This window comes from Synechocystis sp. PCC 6714, assembly GCF_000478825.2.
Classification (GTDB): domain Bacteria; phylum Cyanobacteriota; class Cyanobacteriia; order Cyanobacteriales; family Microcystaceae; genus Synechocystis.
In genome coordinates this window covers 1,920,416-1,937,100 of record NZ_CP007542.1, presented here as the reverse complement: position 1 = coordinate 1,937,100, position 16,685 = coordinate 1,920,416, and the positions used below count along the sequence as shown (strand labels likewise).

General features: G+C 48.8%; 18 protein-coding genes and 1 tRNA gene. 6 read left to right on the top strand and 13 right to left on the bottom strand.

What is annotated here, in order from left to right:
• Window positions 1-98: 98 nt before the first annotated feature.
• Entirely contained in the window at window positions 99-644 is a 546-nt protein-coding gene (locus D082_RS08835; RefSeq protein WP_193386656.1) for a gamma carbonic anhydrase family protein, read from the top strand.
• Here D082_RS08835 and D082_RS08830 read toward each other — a convergent pair.
• The 10 genes from D082_RS08830 to D082_RS08785 all read right to left on the bottom strand — a co-directional run bounded on the left by D082_RS08830 (window position 628) and on the right by D082_RS08785 (window position 9,567).
• Window positions 628-1,410 (bottom strand): D-alanyl-D-alanine carboxypeptidase family protein, encoded by a 783-nt coding sequence (locus D082_RS08830; protein WP_028948015.1) that lies wholly within the window; start codon window positions 1,408-1,410, stop codon window positions 628-630. The two genes, D082_RS08835 and D082_RS08830, sit on opposite strands and share 17 nt — an antisense overlap.
• Before the next feature lie 62 nt (window positions 1,411-1,472).
• Window positions 1,473-2,978, bottom strand: coding sequence for a carotenoid isomerase (gene crtH / locus D082_RS08825; RefSeq protein WP_028948016.1), 1,506 nt, complete (start codon window positions 2,976-2,978; stop codon window positions 1,473-1,475).
• Window positions 2,979-3,153: 175 nt separating this feature from the next.
• On the bottom strand, window positions 3,154-4,308 hold the full coding sequence (gene ldpA, locus D082_RS08820) for a circadian clock protein LdpA (protein ID WP_038531508.1): 1,155 nt from the start codon (window positions 4,306-4,308) through the stop codon (window positions 3,154-3,156).
• Between the two features lie 154 nt (window positions 4,309-4,462).
• A complete protein-coding gene (locus D082_RS08815) occupies window positions 4,463-4,579 on the bottom strand; it encodes a photosystem I reaction center subunit VIII (protein ID WP_028948017.1) in 117 nt (38 codons plus the stop codon).
• A gap of 81 nt (window positions 4,580-4,660) precedes the next feature.
• Window positions 4,661-5,134, bottom strand: a complete 474-nt coding sequence (locus D082_RS08810) for a photosystem I reaction center protein subunit XI (RefSeq protein ID WP_028948018.1) — start codon at window positions 5,132-5,134, stop codon at window positions 4,661-4,663.
• Between the two features lie 286 nt (window positions 5,135-5,420).
• Window positions 5,421-5,915, bottom strand: coding sequence for a cupin domain-containing protein (locus D082_RS08805; protein ID WP_028948019.1), 495 nt, complete (start codon window positions 5,913-5,915; stop codon window positions 5,421-5,423).
• 53 nt (window positions 5,916-5,968) lie between these two features.
• Complete coding sequence (gene lgt / locus D082_RS08800) at window positions 5,969-6,820, bottom strand: prolipoprotein diacylglyceryl transferase (protein ID WP_028948020.1); 852 nt, start codon at window positions 6,818-6,820, stop codon at window positions 5,969-5,971.
• 27 nt (window positions 6,821-6,847) lie between these two features.
• Window positions 6,848-7,504: a Uma2 family endonuclease gene (locus tag D082_RS08795; RefSeq protein ID WP_028948021.1), complete on the bottom strand. Its 657-nt coding sequence runs from the start codon at window positions 7,502-7,504 to the stop codon at window positions 6,848-6,850.
• Window positions 7,505-7,605: 101 nt separating this feature from the next.
• Window positions 7,606-8,628 carry an oxygen-dependent coproporphyrinogen oxidase gene (hemF, locus tag D082_RS08790; RefSeq protein ID WP_028948022.1) on the bottom strand — a complete coding sequence of 341 codons (1,023 nt, stop codon included), beginning with the start codon at window positions 8,626-8,628 and terminating at the stop codon, window positions 7,606-7,608.
• 216 nt (window positions 8,629-8,844) lie between these two features.
• A complete protein-coding gene (locus tag D082_RS08785) occupies window positions 8,845-9,567 on the bottom strand; it encodes a heme oxygenase (biliverdin-producing) (protein WP_028948023.1) in 723 nt (240 codons plus the stop codon).
• Window positions 9,568-9,700: 133 nt separating this feature from the next.
• On the opposite strand from D082_RS08785, the gene D082_RS08780 reads away from it, so the two are divergent.
• The 5 genes from D082_RS08780 (at window position 9,701) to trpD (ending at window position 13,566) form a co-directional block, all read left to right on the top strand.
• Entirely contained in the window at window positions 9,701-10,288 is a 588-nt protein-coding gene (locus tag D082_RS08780) for a hypothetical protein (RefSeq protein ID WP_028948024.1), read from the top strand.
• Window positions 10,289-10,377: 89 nt separating this feature from the next.
• Window positions 10,378-10,614: a 50S ribosomal protein L28 gene (gene rpmB / locus D082_RS08775; protein ID WP_010871496.1), complete on the top strand. Its 237-nt coding sequence runs from the start codon at window positions 10,378-10,380 to the stop codon at window positions 10,612-10,614.
• Between the two features lie 201 nt (window positions 10,615-10,815).
• On the top strand, window positions 10,816-12,249 hold the full coding sequence (locus D082_RS08770; RefSeq protein WP_028948025.1) for a Ycf66 family protein: 1,434 nt from the start codon (window positions 10,816-10,818) through the stop codon (window positions 12,247-12,249).
• 52 nt (window positions 12,250-12,301) lie between these two features.
• Window positions 12,302-12,375, top strand: a tRNA-Pro gene (locus D082_RS08765).
• Window positions 12,376-12,513: 138 nt separating this feature from the next.
• Window positions 12,514-13,566, top strand: a complete 1,053-nt coding sequence (gene trpD / locus D082_RS08760; protein WP_028948026.1) for an anthranilate phosphoribosyltransferase — start codon at window positions 12,514-12,516, stop codon at window positions 13,564-13,566.
• A gap of 103 nt (window positions 13,567-13,669) precedes the next feature.
• Here trpD and deoC read toward each other — a convergent pair whose 3' ends face one another.
• The 3 genes from deoC to D082_RS08745 all read right to left on the bottom strand — a co-directional run bounded on the left by deoC (window position 13,670) and on the right by D082_RS08745 (window position 16,678).
• Window positions 13,670-14,347: a deoxyribose-phosphate aldolase gene (gene deoC, locus D082_RS08755; protein WP_028948027.1), complete on the bottom strand. Its 678-nt coding sequence runs from the start codon at window positions 14,345-14,347 to the stop codon at window positions 13,670-13,672.
• Window positions 14,348-14,434: 87 nt separating this feature from the next.
• Window positions 14,435-16,282, bottom strand: a complete 1,848-nt coding sequence (gene cobJ / locus D082_RS08750) for a precorrin-3B C(17)-methyltransferase (RefSeq protein WP_051738783.1) — start codon at window positions 16,280-16,282, stop codon at window positions 14,435-14,437.
• 63 nt (window positions 16,283-16,345) lie between these two features.
• The gene (locus D082_RS08745; protein WP_028948029.1) at window positions 16,346-16,678 is read right to left on the bottom strand and encodes a hypothetical protein; all 333 of its coding nucleotides are present in this window, start codon (window positions 16,676-16,678) and stop codon (window positions 16,346-16,348) included.
• Window positions 16,679-16,685: the final 7 nt, after the last annotated feature.

Sequence of the window (16,685 nt, the reverse complement as noted above, 5' to 3'; positions counted from 1 at the left end):
CATCATTGTGCCAAAAACCCGGAATTTAACCGCAGATACCAGATGGAAGGAGCAAAAAACCATCGACAATGGTCTTGGTGTTCACCTTGAGAGTTGTTATGGAAGCAAACTTTCCCATTTACCTTACCCGACCGGATTTATCCCCAGCGGCGTTTGTGGCGGCTAATGCCACAGTAATCGGTAAAGTTAGTCTGGGTAAGGATTGTAGTATTTGGTATGGAGCAGTGGTGCGGGCAGACTTGGAAAGCATCACCATTGGTCAAGGCGCCAATATCCAGGATGGGGCCATACTCCACGGCGATCCCGGCATTGTCACAGTGCTGGAAGACTGGGTCACCGTTGGGCACCGGGCTGTGATCCACGCCGCCCACATTGAAACGGGTAGTTTGATCGGCATTGGCGCTACTATTTTGGATAATGTCCGCATTGGCACTGGTAGCATCATCGGCGCGGGGGCGGTGGTAACTAAGGATGTGCCCCCCCGGTCTTTGGTTATGGGAGTACCGGCAAAAATCATCAAAGAGGTCAGCGAAGCCCAGGCTCAAGCTCTGCTAGACCACGGACTACACTATGTCCGCCTTGCCAAAGCCCATGCCGCCCAAGGTTTTGGGGTATTGCCAGGTGCGTCTAGTTTGAAGGGTTAGTGGGGGATGGTTGTGGTAAATTGCGTGCCCTGTAGAACAATTCCAAACTTTGGCGATCGCCGACGTAACGCCAATGCCAAGGTTCGTAGGCAATGCCTTGGGGATTGTTGGGGGGAAAGGACAGTTCAAAACTGTATTTGGCCGCGTTGTTTTGGAGCCAATTAAAGGCTTTGGTTTGGGCAAAAGTTTCGCTCAAATGGGTCCCTTGCTTGCTGCCATCGCCAATATCCACTGCGTAGCCGGTGTGGTGTTCGCTGTAACCGGGGGGCGCACTAACCTCCGCCCTTTGACGAGCTTCCTGATTACGTTGTTGTTTGATGTCGAAGAAAAGTTGTTCCTGCTCCTTTATTGTGCGAAAAGCAGAAATGGGCGCTAGGGAAATGCCTTGGGCTTGGGCATCTCGTTGCATCCTCAAAAATTGGTCAGCGGCAGCTTGGCGGAGTTTTAATCGGCCATCGGGGGTAATATTTTTCAGTTCCCCCAGTGGAGCTTCCTCATAGGGCAAATGTCCCAATAGGTTATCAATGGGGGTTTCCGTGGGAGTAGGACTAGGTTCCGTCACTACCTCCGGTTCAGATTGGGGCTTAGGCCATAATGCCAACAAAGACAGTAAAACGAGAATAATTAGCCCCAAACCAGCGGCCACTAGCTTGAGGGGGATTAGAGCAGGCGGGCGGGAATGGGAAGGCGTCAGCGGATTATCCCGAATCACTTCCGGGATGTCATCTTGGTTAACGTTAAAGGAGGATTTCGGTTTGTTAGCCATGCAGTTGGCGATCGTTGCAGCTCAATGCCTGGCCCCATTGTGCCAGAGAATGTTGGCGACCATCACCGTACCCCCAAATCCACCGCTAGACGATGGGCACAGGCAAAACCGGAAAAGGCAACCGCGTTAAGGCCCTGTCCCGGAAAAGTGCTATCCCCAACGCAATATAGCCCCGGTACAGCGGTGCGGTTAAAGGGCATGGGCAATAAACCCGGCAAACGATTGCGAGGAATGGGGCCATAGGTGCCATTTTGGCGCCCCAAAAAGCGGCGGTGACTGCGGGGAGTGCCGATTTCCATATAATCCAACGCCCGATCCAGTCCAGGGAAAATGGCTTCCAGGCGATCAATTAACTTGCCCGCATCGGCTTCCTTTTTCGCCTCGTACTCCTTCGGGGAAAGATTCTGCCAGGGTTCGAGCCAACTGGGGGTGAAAGTGTGAATGATGTGATGACCTGCTGGAGCCAGGCTAGGGTCTAGGAGGGTGGGAATGGAAACAAAAATAGTCCCCTGTTCTTTTTCTAAATTGTTCCAGTCCTCCAGCAAAATATGATGGCATTCTGTTCCGGGGAGCAATAAATCCGCCTCCACTCCCAAGTGCAAACTGAGGAAACTGGGGGACTGTTGGTAATTTTTTTGCCACCGCTTTTCCCGAGCAGGTAGGGGTTGATCGGCCATCAATGCTTCGAATGTATCCCAACGGGTAGCATTGGAAACGATGCGGCGGCCATAAATTTTTTCTCCGTTGGCTAGCTCCACCCCGATCGCCCGATCGCTGTCTTTGACAATTTTGGTTACCCTAGCTCCGTAGCGAATTTTACCCCCGAATTTTTCCAGTCCGGTTACTAAACTTTCAGCAATTTGCCCCACGCCTCCCTTGGGATAATTAATGCCCCCATAATGGCGATCGGAAAAGACCATACCCGCATTAATCATGGGGGTTAAGTCCGCTGGCACCACTGACCAGCAATAACATTCCATATCAATAAATTTGAGCAAATCTGGGTCATGGATATAGCGACGGGCAATGTCCCCCACATTTTGGGGTAAATATTTCACTAGGCCTAGGCAAGCGCCGGGGTGCTGAAAAAACACCCGCATTAGGTAACGGGGTTCTTCTAGGGAAAGCAATTCCATGGTGTTGAGGCAATCAAAAACCCGCCAACATTCGTCGTAAAACTGGCGGATGCCCCTGGCCTCGTGGGGAAATTTAGCAATTAATTCCCCTAAAAATGCTTCATAATCTCGATGGACTTTGAGGTCTAAACCCCCTGGCAGATGGTAATGGATTTGCACTGGATCGGGGAGGGTTTCCACTTTCTGTCCCACAGTGGCCAAGGCCCTGGTTAATAAATTGGTAGTACCCCGATCGCCGAAGCCAAAAATCATTGACGCTCCCACATCAAAGCGATAACCTTCCCGCTCAAAATAACCCGCACTTCCCCCGGGGATCAGATAACGCTCCAGCACCAAAACTTTCAGGCCTTTGGCAGCTAACTGGGTGGCGGTGACCAATCCCCCAATGCCGGAGCCAATCACTATCGCGTCGTAGGAGGGGGTAGCAGTCATAGTCTCTTGGTCAGGATGGGTTAGGGCAAAAAGTTAACGATGGACACGGAGCAATCCAACTAATCAGTTTAAGGTTTTGCCGCAAAAAAAACAGGGAGCACCCGATCGCCGAGCCACCCCCTACTGAATCCTTGAGAAGAGAACACTATGAAATCACTATACAGATTAATGGAGATTAATGCAAAATATTGTCAATATTGTTGGAGATATTCTCTGAAAATGTCCGACGTTCTTTCCAGGGTTGCACCAAAGACCGGGCCAAGGCGATCGCCCTAGCCAATAAATCGGGATAGTCTTCCAAATGGAGCGGGGCAAGGGGATTGTTCTGTCTAGCCTCTGCTGACTGCAATACTGGCGCAATGAGGGTGCGAGCACAACTGCCAAAAGCAACACCATTAACCATTCTTTTATGCTGGTGAACAGAAAAGCCTTGGGAGCCTAATTTAGTGATGGTGTGGCCATTGGTTCCCCCGGCCAATTGCACGAACCCTGACAAGGAAGATTGCAAAATCTGATCAGCGTAATGCAGACAAAGATGGGTGGTGCCCCGGCCAATGTCCCCACTCATTGGCCTGCCATCGGTTTGCCAAATCAAAGGCTGATTTAATTGCCTCAGCCAGACAGAGATGGTCTGCAAATACTCCACCGCTTCCCCATGGTAGGGACAGCTAATGGCGATCGCCTGGAGTCGAGGCAGTATGGGAGTCAGACTACGCCAGAGCTGTTGAAATTCTTGTCCATGGCCCACTTGGGTATGGATTTCCAGAGCGGCAATTTCCCCCGACTCTAGCCAAGGCAAGAGGCCAGCAACCGTTGCTTGATGAGAATAAGTAGTAATAATTCCCTGGGGACAAATGGGTAAACAGCGGCCACAGCCATAACATTTTTCCGCCCAAACCCCCGCCGGAGCAACCTCATCAGCGTCACTGGCGATCGCCCAAGCGGGACAAACTTGAGCACAGGGCCGGGGACAATCGGGGGGACAGAGTTGGGGATCAAACTGAGCTTTGCGGAAATGGGGATCTTCCCCGTCATTCAAGCTCACCATTAACCAAGGAGCTTGGATCGAATGGTCACATTTATCAATTCTGTATTCGGAAGACTCAGAGGAATGGGTCAGGGACAAGGCCACTCCAATGCCTTCCTGGGCCACCCGCACCACGGCCGGGTCCGCCGCTAAGTCAATGCAATCCACTCCCACCAACGTGTAGACCAAGGCCAAATTGCGAATGGCAGTTAAATCTTGATAACTAGCCCCACAAATTAGTTTCACCCACTGGCCCCGCTCCAGGGATTGTTTGGGATTAGAGCTAACAGAACAATTCACCATGCCAAACTTTATCCTTAAAAAAATACCCCACCCAATGGTGGAGTAACAAATTAAAATGCCCAATTCTCCGCCATAACGGAGAAATCCTGACCCACCCAGAGATGGTTAGGCATTTTCAAACAAAAGACAATTAATTAGTCTTCAAATTTGCTAACTAACCTTCACTCTCAATGTGAATGAAAAGCAACCCCATAGTCACAGCGGGGAATAACCAACCCACCATGGGAATGAGAATCCAAGGCAGGTAGGATGCAGCATAGGAACCGTCCATGAGTTAATACTCCTTATTTATTGAGTGATTGTAAGCTTGGGCCGTGATTGAACGGCAAAGTCAAAACAGTTTAAAGGTTATTCAGTTAAATAGACCCCGGAAAATCCCATCAACAACGCTGAGGTTTTCCAATAGGAAGTAGGCAACAAAAGCTCCGCCCATGCCACCAACAAAGAAGCCAGCGGCAAACTGACTCCAACCATCGGCAGTCTGGAGGGTGTCTCCCGTACCCTGTTCCCCCTGGAAAGTAACTAGACCGTAGCTACTCAGGGCGGCGGTGGCCACTAGGATCAACGCCAAAGCCCCGATCAATCCGCCGATGTACTGATACTCAGAATCCCGCAGGGGACCAAGTAAAGTCCAGGGGCCGATGAGGAAATAGCCATGGGCCATACCCACTTCTAAACCTCTGAGGATGGGGGAAAGGCCTTTACGATAGGCGGGCAAATTGCCAATAAAAGTGCGGGTGAAAGCGGAATCGGAAATGGGGGTGGAAAGGTGCCCCACAAAAGGATCGCCGTTGTAGGCTTGTACAACTTGGTTAGATTCAGCCATTGGTATTGAGTTCTCCTGTTAGCGAATTTCGTCAGGACATGACAAAACTTTAGTCCCCATTTTACGCACGGGGGGCACTTTTGCGAGGAAAAAGCCATTCAGCTTCAAAAAAATTCATTAAGTTTTATCAACAACCACTCAAAATAGTTCTGGGGGCAGGATTTAGATTCCAATTTTTACTAAATTTGAATCCCCAAGTTAACGTAGGTGAGCAGTGGGCACTATGCCTCAGCTTAGAGATAGACGGTTGGACAACAGGACAGTTTGCGGCTTCAAGACTTTTGGGCTATTGCCTCGTTAGCTGGTGGATAATGTCGGCGGATTGGGGATGCATATTGAGTAAATCTTCTCTGTTTGCCAACTCAAAATCTTGAAAATCAAAGCCGGGAGCAACGGTGCAACCCACCAAGGCGTAATCTCCCCCGCTTTTAACCCTAGAGGCAAACCAGCAATCCCGAGGAATCACTGCTTGGGGTACTTCTCGTTTTTCTAAATCCAAGCCTAGGTTGATTACTGTCAATGTTCCTTGGGGCGAAAGCCAGTAAATTTCCAAGCTATCACCGGCATAAAAATGCCACATTTCATCGGATTTAATCCTGTGGAAAGCAGAAAAGTTATCTTTAGTCAATAAAAAATAAATGCCTGTGACTAAATTTCTGTCACCATCAAAACCATTAAAATTTGCCTGCATCGGCGATCGATAGGTTTCCTTATAAAATCCCCCTTCGGGATGGGGCAGTAAAGCCAGTTTTTCTACCCAATAGCTAATTTCCCTTTCCATAAAAGTTTCCCCTAGATATTCTATTAATCTAATTGACGGATAGGTAAGGCAATTCAATTTTTGGACAATTTTCGCCCCGACCAATCCGGTAAATTTTTCTGCACAATGTATAGCCAGAAAATTCCCACTGTCCCCAATAAAGCTAGGGTAATGCTAACCACCTGGGCAATTCTTAAGGGGCCAAGCATCAAGCTGTCTAATCTTAGACCTTCAATCCAAACCCGACCAAGACTGTAACCAATTAGATAAACACAAGCAACAGTTCCTGTTTTGATTTTTTCAGGATTGTTCAAACCATAGAAAAACAAAGAAATTAAAATGGCAAAAACGCCTAAATTCCATAGGGATTCGTATAAAAAAGTAGGGTGAAAATAGGCATAGCTAGTTAGATTAGGCGGACGATTACCAAAGGGAATATAGAGCTTCCAGGGTAAATTGGTGGGAGCCCCAAAAGCTTCGGAGTTAAAAAAGTTACCCCACCGTCCAATAGCCTGGCCGAGGATAACTGCCGGAGCGAGAACATCGAGCAAATTCCAGAAAGATAACTGGTGGTAACGACTAAAAACAAGAATGGCGATCGTGCCGCCAATTAAAGCTCCATGGATGGCAATGCCCCCCTGCCAAATGGCAAAAATATTTAACCAATGCTGGGCGTAGCGGGGCCATTCAAAGGCAACGTAATATAAGCGGGCGGAAGGAATGGCCGCCACCACTAGCCAAATGACTAAATCGTTGAATAAATCTGGGTTAATGCCCCGTTTTTGTCCCAGCCACTGACAGAGATTTAAGCCAATAATAACCGCAGAGGCAATCAAAAATCCGTACCAACGTAGGGCAAAACTCCCCACCTGGAACATCACCGGCCCGGGGGACTGGAATTGTCCTAAAAATATTTGCTCAATCATCAGCTTCTATGCCGCTATCCCAAACTGTTACCCATTATCTTTACCATTAATTTGGGATCTTACCCAAGCGCGGAAAGCTTTGATGGTTTTGTTGCGACCTTCATTGTCAATTCTTTGCAAATAGGCGGGAATAATTTGCTTGAGGTCAAAGTCAGGAAATATTGTGCTAGCTTCCTTTTGGCGGTATTCCCCTTGTTCTAGGCATTGAATTTCCAATTGTCTACGTTTAAAACGCCACACTTCCGGCACTCCCAACTGGGCATAAATATCCAAATGGGTACGGGAAATTAGATCCACTTCGAGCGCTAAATCCGGCGGGGGGTCAATGGCTGCATCCCAACGTTTTAAACCCCTAACTTTTGCTTCGTTTGTAATATAAAAACAGCTATCCGGCTCTAAGCCCAATCCAAGCAACTTATTTTTAAAAGTGGTTGAACCTAAAGGATAAAATTCAATGTCCAGCTCTTCTAACAAAGCTTTGACTAAGTCACCGACTAATTCTTTATCAATTTCGTGTTCAGGCAGGGGAGCCATAATTTCCAATTGTTTTTGGTAGTAGGCAATGCGAGAACCACGGTTTTCCCCCAGTTCATCTAACAAGACCTCAAACTCATCCCAATCTACATCCCGCAAAACCAAGGTCTGGCCGGGAAGTACACTGATACGGTCTAGGGCTAGCAACATGGCTCTTCTTCCTTACAATACGGCTAGTCCCCATTATGACCCCTTTGCCCTGGGTCAGTATGGATAACCGACCTAGGACAGAAACAAAGGGAAATAATCAATTAACTATTGGCCCAATCCTGGGGAACTAAGAATTTTTCTGTCAATTCCGCTTCCGGACTACCGGCTTCGGGACTATAGCAATATTCCCAGCGTACTAAGGGCGGTAGGGACATCAAAATGGATTCGGTGCGGCCATTGGTTTGCAAGCCAAAGATGGTGCCCCGGTCATAGACCAAATTAAATTCCACATACCGGCCCCGGCGATATAACTGGAACTGCCGTTGGCGATCGCCGTATTCGGTATGGCGGCGTTTTTCCACAATGGGACTGTAAGCGGGTAAAAAGGCCCGGCCACAGCGTTGGGCAAAGCTAAATAAATCCTCCCAACCCAGGGGTTCGATGGGGGCTAGTTGGTTACTGTATTGGGCCGCTGGGCCATTGGCATCGGGCCCTCGGTAAAGGGGAGTATTGCCATCTTGGTAATCAAAAAAGATACCGCCAATACCCCGCATTTCCTGGCGATGTTTGAGGTAGAAATACTCGTCGCACCAGCGTTTAAACACCGGGTAAAATTCCCCATGGGTTTGGTCACAGGCATTTTTTAACGTGTGATGGAAATGGGCCGCATCTTCGGCAAAAGGATAGTAGGGAGTTAAATCGGCTCCCCCACCGAACCACCACACGGGCCCCGCCTCAAAGTAGCGGTAATTGAGATGCACCGTGGGAATGTAGGGATTTTTCGGGTGCAACACCATGGAAGTGCCGGTGGCGTAGAATTCATGGCCTTCCGCTTCGGGGCGTTGCTTCAGGATTGAAGGGGGTAGGGATTTGCCCCAAACCTCCGAGAAATTAACTCCCCCCTGTTCCAGAAAATCTCCATCGGCCAACACCCGGGATCGGCCGCCCCCTCCTTCTTCCCTCTGCCAACTGTCTTCCTGGAATTTGCCCTTGCCATCTAGGGCTTCTAACCCCTGACAAATTTCATCTTGAAGGGTTTGCATGAATTGGCTGACCCGCTGTTTAGCGTCCGCCGGGGGCAAAGAATGATTAGTTTGGGGCTGGGTTGTGGGAGAGACGGTCATGGTGGAGATTGTTTAAAAAATGAATGAAAAATCTGAAGTTACCCCAGAATTCGCCAATCTAGGAGAGTTTTGGTTCGATATCCCCTCCATAATTGGAGGGCTAGGGGAGCCACTCAAATGAGTTCTAAACAGACGGAGAAAAACTGGCAACTCTAGGTCGATTCGGTTCCCTAAAATCACCAGTTTTCCCTGGATAAGTTGTGTCGCTAGGCAAATCTAGCTTTCGGAGGTAGCTAAACCAACTTCGGTACTGCCCTGACTGCGGCGACGGGTGAGACTGTTAAAGACCATAATGCCGATCGCCTTGATTAGATTGCCTTCGAGTTCGTTGAACATTTTCATGTTCATGGCAAAGGCGGCATTGGCTTCTTCCACAATTCGCTCTGCTGTAGCTTGGTCAATGGGCAGGTCATTCATGGCCTGACGATAGGTATTTTTGAAAGCCTTTTCGTCAGTAATGTCGGCAAACTCATAAAACGCGGTGCCGCCATCGTGGAGATTCATGGCATTCTGAGCAATTTTCTTGAGAATTTGACCACCGGACAAATCCCCTAGGTAACGGGTATAGGAATGGGCCACCAACAATTCAGGGGCAGTGGCGGCCACTTCCCGCACTCGGTCCACATAGGCCTGGCCGGCGGTGGAAATTTTCACTTCTTGACGCCAGTTGGAGCCGTAATAGAATTGCAAATCCTGCTCTAAACTTTGTTTACGGTTTAATTCGGGAAAGTAAATGTGGGAGAGGATAGGATGATCTTTGAGCTTAGCCATTTCCTCTTCCATGGCACTGTAAACAAAGTAGAGGTTGCCAACCAGCTTACGGTAGGAATTTTTCTCGACAACACCCTTGAGAAAACATTTGACAAAGCCGACGTTCTCCGCCATGGAGTGGGACTTTTTGGTCCCTTCACGCAACTGGGAAGCTAAGTTGACGCTCATGCTAAAAATACCTGTATATCTTGGATTGAATGAAAAACTGGCTGTTTAAGGAAGATAAAAATATGCCTAGTTTATTAGCCTAAACGGATTCGTTGAGTCGTACCATTAAGTTTTTTTAACGCCCGTTGCCCCCATGACCTACACCACCCAGCAATTGCTAGAGATTTTGGACCAGGAGCTACGGGCCACTTGTCAAGGTAAACGGGTGCTCCTCTCCCCTGGCGATCGCCTGGATAATCCGATCATGGCTAAGGCCATTAACCTCGACCAAGTGGGGAAGGTGTTTGCCTACCAAGATTTTCGTGAGCAAATCCACGCATATCAGCGGCAATATAATGTTTCAGGGCTGGTGTGGCGCCAATGCCATTTCCGGGGGGAATCCATCTGGTTTCCCGAGCTGCATAACCAATTAATTGCAGTGGAAGGGGACAAGGAAAAGTTAATGGCTGTTAAGCAGGAAATATTTGCATTTTGGCAACGGCACACCCAGCAGTTAGGTTATTGGCTCATGGCCCATCGGCACCGACCCCTGGGGCGGGAATCTTTGGTGGAACTTTGGAAACAGGGGGAATGGGCTGAGTTAGACTCCACCCAACAGGAGCTTTTTCTCGGTATTTGTTGGGGTAATCCTGTGGAATATCAATATCAATGGGCTAAGCCCAATTCCGGTTGCCACCGCATTGTGGCCACCCTGGACAAACCCAGTGGCATAAAATTCTAAGCCATTTAGCCTAACCCAGGCGATCGCCCGCCCATAATCCTCTGATATAGTGTTAGATCGGACTTTATCTGATCATAAGGAGACCTGCCATGGCCCGTCGCTGTCAACTAACTGGGAAAAAAGCTAATAACGGTTTTGCCGTATCCCACTCCCACCGTCGCACCAAGAAATTACAACAGGCGAATTTGCAATGGAAACGGGTTTGGTGGCCCGAAGGAAATCGGTTTGTACGTCTGCGTCTTTCCACCACTGCCATTAAAACTTTGGAATCCAAAGGCATCAACGCCATGGCCAAGGAAGCGGGCATCAACTTGAATAAATTCTAGGGCCCCTGGCTGTAGTTTTTGTTGGCATCCCAGACAGCTTCCCATGGACAAATCAAAAGAGGGGCGGAATCTCCGATTATGGTCCCCGCTCCTTACCATTGGGGGGGTAAAACCACTGGGTTATGAAGGAGACGATAATTTAACAGGACGGTCAAGATAACGCAGAATGGAAAGGTGAACTTCTCGATGGAGTAACTTCCGATGTTGGCGTTGATGCTATCCGGTGCAGTGGTCTTAGCCAGTCTAGCTTTTTTCTTTTCGGCATTTTTTGCTCCCAAACTGCATCGCAAGGACGATTTTCTTTGGAGTGGCGTGGGCTTTTTCTACGGCCTAGTGCTCTGGAACTGTGCCCAGCGTTTTACTGGAGCTATCCTTCTCGGACAAGCGGCCGCGGTAGTATTGGTGCTGGCCTTTGCCTGGCAAACCCTACGACTCCGGGCGGCGATCGCCAAGCATGCCATTGTCGAAATTCCTAGTTTTTCCCTGTTGGATTGGCTAGCTGGCGGTTTGCAACGTAAACCCAAGGTTAAAACTCCCGTCACCGTTGACGATCAAAAGACTCCAACAAAAGATAAAGACAACCCTGAAGTTGAACCTGTGGTAGAGGCAGTTAAGCAGGACTTGCCGGAAACTGTTCAAAAACCGGAGTTGGTTGCAGATTCTGCCCCAGTGGCGGAAAGGGTTCCTGAAGCCATTGACCAGGAACAGGCCCATGCCGACCTGTCGGCGGAAGTAGAAAGTGTGATCGAAACGGCGGAAACATTGGTGGAAGAGCTGAATGATGCCGCTGAAACCGTCGCTGAAGAGCTGGTGGAAAAAGCCGAAGCAACAGTGACAAAAATCACAGAAATGGCTCCACTAGCCCCCGATCAGCCGGAAACCCCAACGGTTGAACCTGCCCCTGATCAATCGCAATCAGAAGAGGCTCTGCTCAAAAAACCCAAATCCAAACTATTCCAACGTTTATTTGGCCGCAAAAAGGCAGCAGTTCCGCCGGCACAGCCCAAACAATCCCAGCCGGAAACGGTGGAGCAGAGAGTAAGTATTGAGCCAGAGAGTTCCACCAATCAAAACAATGACTGGGATGATGGCGAAGATTGGGGCGAGGATCCACCATCGACAGAAAACTTTAGTCCTGTTGTGGAAAATTCCGATGAAGTCACCGATGATAACCAAGAAAATGATGAGACCAAGGTAATTGCTGTGGTGGAAACGGTGCAAATTAAGCAAATTAAACAGCAAATTAGCTTAATTGAGTTACCCGATTCAGAAAATACAAATACAGAGGAAACGCTGGCAGCTGCTTTAACCGAGGAGGATCAAATAACCCAGGAGGAAATAGTAGTAGATGAGGTTATTGCTCCGATTGCTGAGGCAACGGCGGTGGAAGAACTCCCCCACCCCGAAATCAACATTGAGCAAGACATAGACCTCAACGGGCTTGATGAAATCGAAACAGAACCAGAAGAAGTTAGAGAAATTGGTGAGGCGATCGCCAGTGAGCTAGAAGAGGTTCCAGAGCAAACGACTGATGGCGACGAAACTACGGTCAATACAGACAACGTAGAGGAAGAAGAAACCCAGAATGAAGAGGAAGAGCCGACCCAAGAAAAGCAAAATTGGGCTGATGGTTAAAGCGGTAACTCTGAAAGGATATGTCCTATGCTAGGATTGTGAAGCTTCATTGCGGGATGTGGCGCAGCTTGGTAGCGCACTTCGTTCGGGACGAAGGGGCCGCAGGTTCGAATCCTGTCATCCCGATGCCTCTAAAACTTCTAAAGATCTTACTTGTACGGCGACATACTTTGTTATCCGATGCTACGGGGCGGAGTTGGGGTCTTCTTTCAACATCAAGGTAAAATGGGTTGAAATTGGTTTTCTCGTATTTTTTTTATTTTTGTGAATACCGCGGCTCTCCCCCATTGGCCCCTTTTTCTCCAACAGTTGTTGGATCGACAATCCCTCACCCGTCAGCAGGCGGTGCAGTTGATGCAGGGTTGGCTCGATGAGGACATTCCACCGGCTCTTTCCGGAGCCATACTGGCGGCAATTCAAGCCAAGGGATTAGATCCCGAAGAACTGACAGGCATGGCCCAGGTGCTTCAGGAACAATCCCAAGAAATCCAAGCCTATCCGCCCTTGGGAACTTTGGTAGATACCTGTGGCACTGGGGGAGATGGTTCTTCCACTTTTAATATTTCCACAGCGGTGGCTTTTGTGGTGGCCGCAGGGGGAGTCAAGGTCGCTAAACATGGCAACCGTTCAGCATCTAGTAAAGTTGGTTCGGCCGATGTTTTAGAAGCCTTGGGGGTCAATCTCCAGGCCGAGTCGGATCAAGTGGCGGCGGCAGTGGCAGAAGTGGGCATTACTTTCCTATTTGCCCCAGGTTGGCATCCAGCCTTAAAAAGCGTGGCCCCAATTCGCAAAACCCTTAAAGTCCGCACGGTTTTTAATCTTTTGGGTCCCCTGGTTAATCCCCTCCGTCCTACGGGCCAGGTGATTGGTGTTTATTCACCGGATTTTCTTACTGTCATGGCGATCGCCTTGAAGAATTTGGGCTGCACTAAGGCTTTTGTACTTCATGGCCGGGAAAAATTGGACGAAGCAGGATTGGGGGCCCCCACAGACATGGCCAGTTTCAACGAAGGAGATGTAATCACCCAAGCATTAGACCCCCAGGATTATGACTTAACCCTGGCCCCTTTGACAGCCTTAAAGGGAGGGGATGTGACGGAAAATGTGGCCATTCTCAGCCAAGTTTTGCAGGGAAAGGGAACCCAAGCTCAGATTGATGCGGTGGCCTTGAATGCGTCTTTAGCTTTTCAGGTGGGCAATGCCGTCCCCTGGGGAGACCATGGCCAGGGTATTAGCCTTGCAAAGGATATTTTGAGTCAAGGAGCAGGCTGGGATAAATTGCAACAATTGGTGACGTTTTTGCAAAGTTATAGTTGATTTAATTGAAAGTAAGACACTGACCAGGGCTAAAAGCGTCTTTGGCAAAGACTTTAGTCGTCTTAATCTTACTTTGATTGACTATAAATAGAGTTTGATGGGCTTAACTTTGCTCCCACAATTGCCGTTGTTGCTGAATTAAATCCACCCCCCGGGAAGTGCCCAAACGGTTAGCCCCTGCTTCAATTAGTTCTATAGCCTGCTCAACGGTGCGGATGCCCCCAGAAGCTTTAATGCCCACCCGCCCTTGGCTAATTTGATGCAACAGTCGTACGTCGGCAACGGTGGCCCCTTTGCCCAAGCCTGTACTGGTTTTAAGATATTGTACCCCTGCATCCAAGCAAATCTCCGCTGCTAATCTTTTTTCTGGTTCTGTTAGTCGGCCCATTTCTAGGATGGCTTTGACCGTTAGCCCCGTGGATTCCACAATGGGGGCGATGTCATTATAAACAGCTTCAGTGTTACCGGATTTGAGCAAGCCTAGATTAATTACCACATCTAATTCAGTGGCTCCTAGTTCTGCTGCTTCTTGGGCTTCGTAAAGCTTACTACTGCTGGTGCTCGCACCAGAAGGAAAACCAATCACTGCACAGATTTCCACCTTTTTTCCCCTCAATAATTCAACCGCTTGGGGGAGAGCACTGGGGTAGAGGCACACTGCGGCAAATTTATGGTGTAGGGCCTGGGCACAGCAGGCGGCGATCGCCTCGTTGGTGGTGGCAGGGTCTAGGGCGGCATGGTCAATGTAGGAAGCGAGGTCTAATTGGCGGGATTTTTGCATAGTTTCCTGAAAATCTGGGCTGCATGGGCTATCGATAATTTTATTACTGGGGATCTGCTCCGTCGGTCCCAATATCAACTGAGGGTTCTAAGCATTGGCGTAATAGCCCCTGGGGGTAATGAAATAATCTTGATAGTTGTAGGTGTTGCTGTTGCCGATGAGCACCACTGTCAGCATATCAATGGGAAAGTTCAGCATCTCAGCTAACGTGGTACGCATAATACTTTCGTCTTGGCGATAAACAGAACGCACTAGGGCCACCGGAGTTGTTGGCGATCGCCATTGTAGGAAAATAGCCTGGGCTTGCTCAATCAACACAGTGCGCTTTTGGGATTTGGGGTTGTACAAAGCGGTGACAAAATCCGCCTGGGCCGCCGCCGTTAACCGTTGCAGAATTTTTTCTTTGGGGGTAAGTAAATCGCTGAGGCTAATGGCGCAAAAGTCGTGCATCAGGGGAGCCCCCACCCGGGCCGCCGCTGCTTGAAAGGCACTAATGCCGGGAAAAACTTCTACTGCGGGGGTTTGCCCATTCCAATTTAATTTTTCCAATTCTTCCAGCACCAGCCCCGCCATGCCGTAAATGCCGCAATCCCCGGAGGATAACACCGCTACGGTTAACCCCCATTGGGCCAACTCAATGGCCCGCTGACAGCGTTGCCGTTCCTGGGTGAGGGGAAAGGTTTCGCAAATTTGTCCAGGTCGCCTGAGGGGGTCAATCAAATCTAAGTAAAGTCCATAACCAATCAGCACATCCGCTTCTCGAATGGCCGTGCGGGCCGCCGGGGAAATTTGATTTAACTCTCCCGGCCCAGTGCCCACCAACCATAACTGCCCCTGTTTACCGATATATTCCCGCTCTCCCCTGGCGATCGCCACTGTTACTGCTTGCTGATCCTGTTTGACAATGACTTTTTCGACAATTAGTTTTCCGCCTCGACCATAAACCTGGGCCGCCGTTAGGGCCGCCGCTTCCGCCACACTGGGAGTACCCACTTCTTGACGAACCACATCGGAAGGGTTTGGTACCGACTGGCAAGTTAACTGTTCCGGGGCAAAGGTAAAAAAGGGTAACTCATATTTGCTAGCCAATTGCTGAATGCCCACTTCATCGGCTTTTAAATCCACACTGGCCAGGCCGGCGATCGCCAAAGGGCTTAAATTTTCCTGTCCTAAAACTCCTAGCAAAGCCTGTTCTAACAAAGCTAAATTCGTACCCCGCACACAGCCTAGACCAATCCATAATAGTCGGGGATGCCATTGAACCCTGGGTTTATTCTGTTGTTCCAGATCCCTTTCCTGAACAGTAATCGATAAAGTTGCTACCGCTGCCCCAGTTCCAGAAAAGTTAAAACTATGGCCGTTTGGTAAATGGCCTTGCCATAGAGTTGACCCTGCTGTTTGTTGAACCGCCACTGATTTTTGAGCAGCTAAAGCCGCACTGACTCCTGTCCAATCCCCTTTACCCCTGCGCCAACCAAAGGGAACCCCCAAACAATCCACCGCTATTTGTCCCAACCCATTGGCCCCGCCGGTGAGAATTGCTTGTCCCCCCAACTGTTCCGCCACTATCTGCGCTAGGCGATCGCCACCCCCTTGGTGCCCACTGAGTAAACTAATCACCGATTGGCCCATGGCATCCACCACCAGTACCGCCGGATCACTTTGCTTACCTTGCAACAAAGGGGCAATTAAACGGACTACGGCCCCCGTGGCTAAACCGAAAATAAAGGCTTGATGGTTGTTCCATCTTTCTTGCACAGCCGTTGCTAAAGAATTGCTGTAGGTTTCCACTACGGAGTTTTTACCCAGCTCTAATTCCTGAGCCAAGGATTCTGATAGAAGTAATTTTCCCGTTAACATTTCCACTATGGGCAGAAGTAACCTAGCGGCTTGGGGGGTGACGGCGATCGCCGTGAGGGGATGGAAATTTTTCAACAATTTTAGCTAAATTAAAACTTATTTTATTGATTTACAGTAGTGATCTTTGTGAATTTATTACTACTGATACCGGGATTTTTTAAACTTAATAATATCTAAAACATCATCATGTTTTTTGCCTTCGATAATATCCTTGAGGTGGATCTGTCCGTTAACATATTGAACGTGAACTCGCCAGCCAGAAATCTTGTCAATATCAGCCCTGTAGATCACTTGTTTAATCGCTTTCACCTTATGCAATCTTGTTTTTGGAAATTTCCTTGTCCGGTGACATTCAGCATCTTCCAACTCCGCCAATGACTCTAGAAAACTAACTTTGAACTCGTTAGGCAAAATTTTTAATGCCTGAAGAATAATGCCATATTCATCAACAAGGGTCAATGTTTTTGCCATAAATATG

What these genes read in the sequence shown, in the direction of transcription:
- D082_RS08770 (WP_028948025.1), top strand. Translation starts at nt 10,816, where the DNA reads ATGTTGGCGTTGATGCTATCCGGTGCAGTGGTCTTAGCCAGTCTAGCT.
- D082_RS08745 (WP_028948029.1), bottom strand. Translation starts at nt 16,678, where the DNA reads ATGGCAAAAACATTGACCCTTGTTGATGAATATGGCATTATTCTTCAG.
- D082_RS08785 (WP_028948023.1), bottom strand. Translation starts at nt 9,567, where the DNA reads ATGAGCGTCAACTTAGCTTCCCAGTTGCGTGAAGGGACCAAAAAGTCC.
- lgt (WP_028948020.1), bottom strand. Translation starts at nt 6,820, where the DNA reads ATGATTGAGCAAATATTTTTAGGACAATTCCAGTCCCCCGGGCCGGTG.
- D082_RS08795 (WP_028948021.1), bottom strand. Translation starts at nt 7,504, where the DNA reads ATGTTGCTAGCCCTAGACCGTATCAGTGTACTTCCCGGCCAGACCTTG.
- D082_RS08805 (WP_028948019.1), bottom strand. Translation starts at nt 5,915, where the DNA reads ATGGAAAGGGAAATTAGCTATTGGGTAGAAAAACTGGCTTTACTGCCC.
- crtH (WP_028948016.1), bottom strand. Translation starts at nt 2,978, where the DNA reads ATGACTGCTACCCCCTCCTACGACGCGATAGTGATTGGCTCCGGCATT.
- D082_RS08780 (WP_028948024.1), top strand. Translation starts at nt 9,701, where the DNA reads ATGACCTACACCACCCAGCAATTGCTAGAGATTTTGGACCAGGAGCTA.
- hemF (WP_028948022.1), bottom strand. Translation starts at nt 8,628, where the DNA reads ATGACCGTCTCTCCCACAACCCAGCCCCAAACTAATCATTCTTTGCCC.
- D082_RS08810 (WP_028948018.1), bottom strand. Translation starts at nt 5,134, where the DNA reads ATGGCTGAATCTAACCAAGTTGTACAAGCCTACAACGGCGATCCTTTT.
- D082_RS08815 (WP_028948017.1), bottom strand. Translation starts at nt 4,579, where the DNA reads ATGGACGGTTCCTATGCTGCATCCTACCTGCCTTGGATTCTCATTCCC.
- deoC (WP_028948027.1), bottom strand. Translation starts at nt 14,347, where the DNA reads ATGCAAAAATCCCGCCAATTAGACCTCGCTTCCTACATTGACCATGCC.
- rpmB (WP_010871496.1), top strand. Translation starts at nt 10,378, where the DNA reads ATGGCCCGTCGCTGTCAACTAACTGGGAAAAAAGCTAATAACGGTTTT.
- D082_RS08830 (WP_028948015.1), bottom strand. Translation starts at nt 1,410, where the DNA reads ATGGCTAACAAACCGAAATCCTCCTTTAACGTTAACCAAGATGACATC.
- ldpA (WP_038531508.1), bottom strand. Translation starts at nt 4,308, where the DNA reads ATGGTGAATTGTTCTGTTAGCTCTAATCCCAAACAATCCCTGGAGCGG.
- D082_RS08835 (WP_193386656.1), top strand. Translation starts at nt 99, where the DNA reads ATGGAAGCAAACTTTCCCATTTACCTTACCCGACCGGATTTATCCCCA.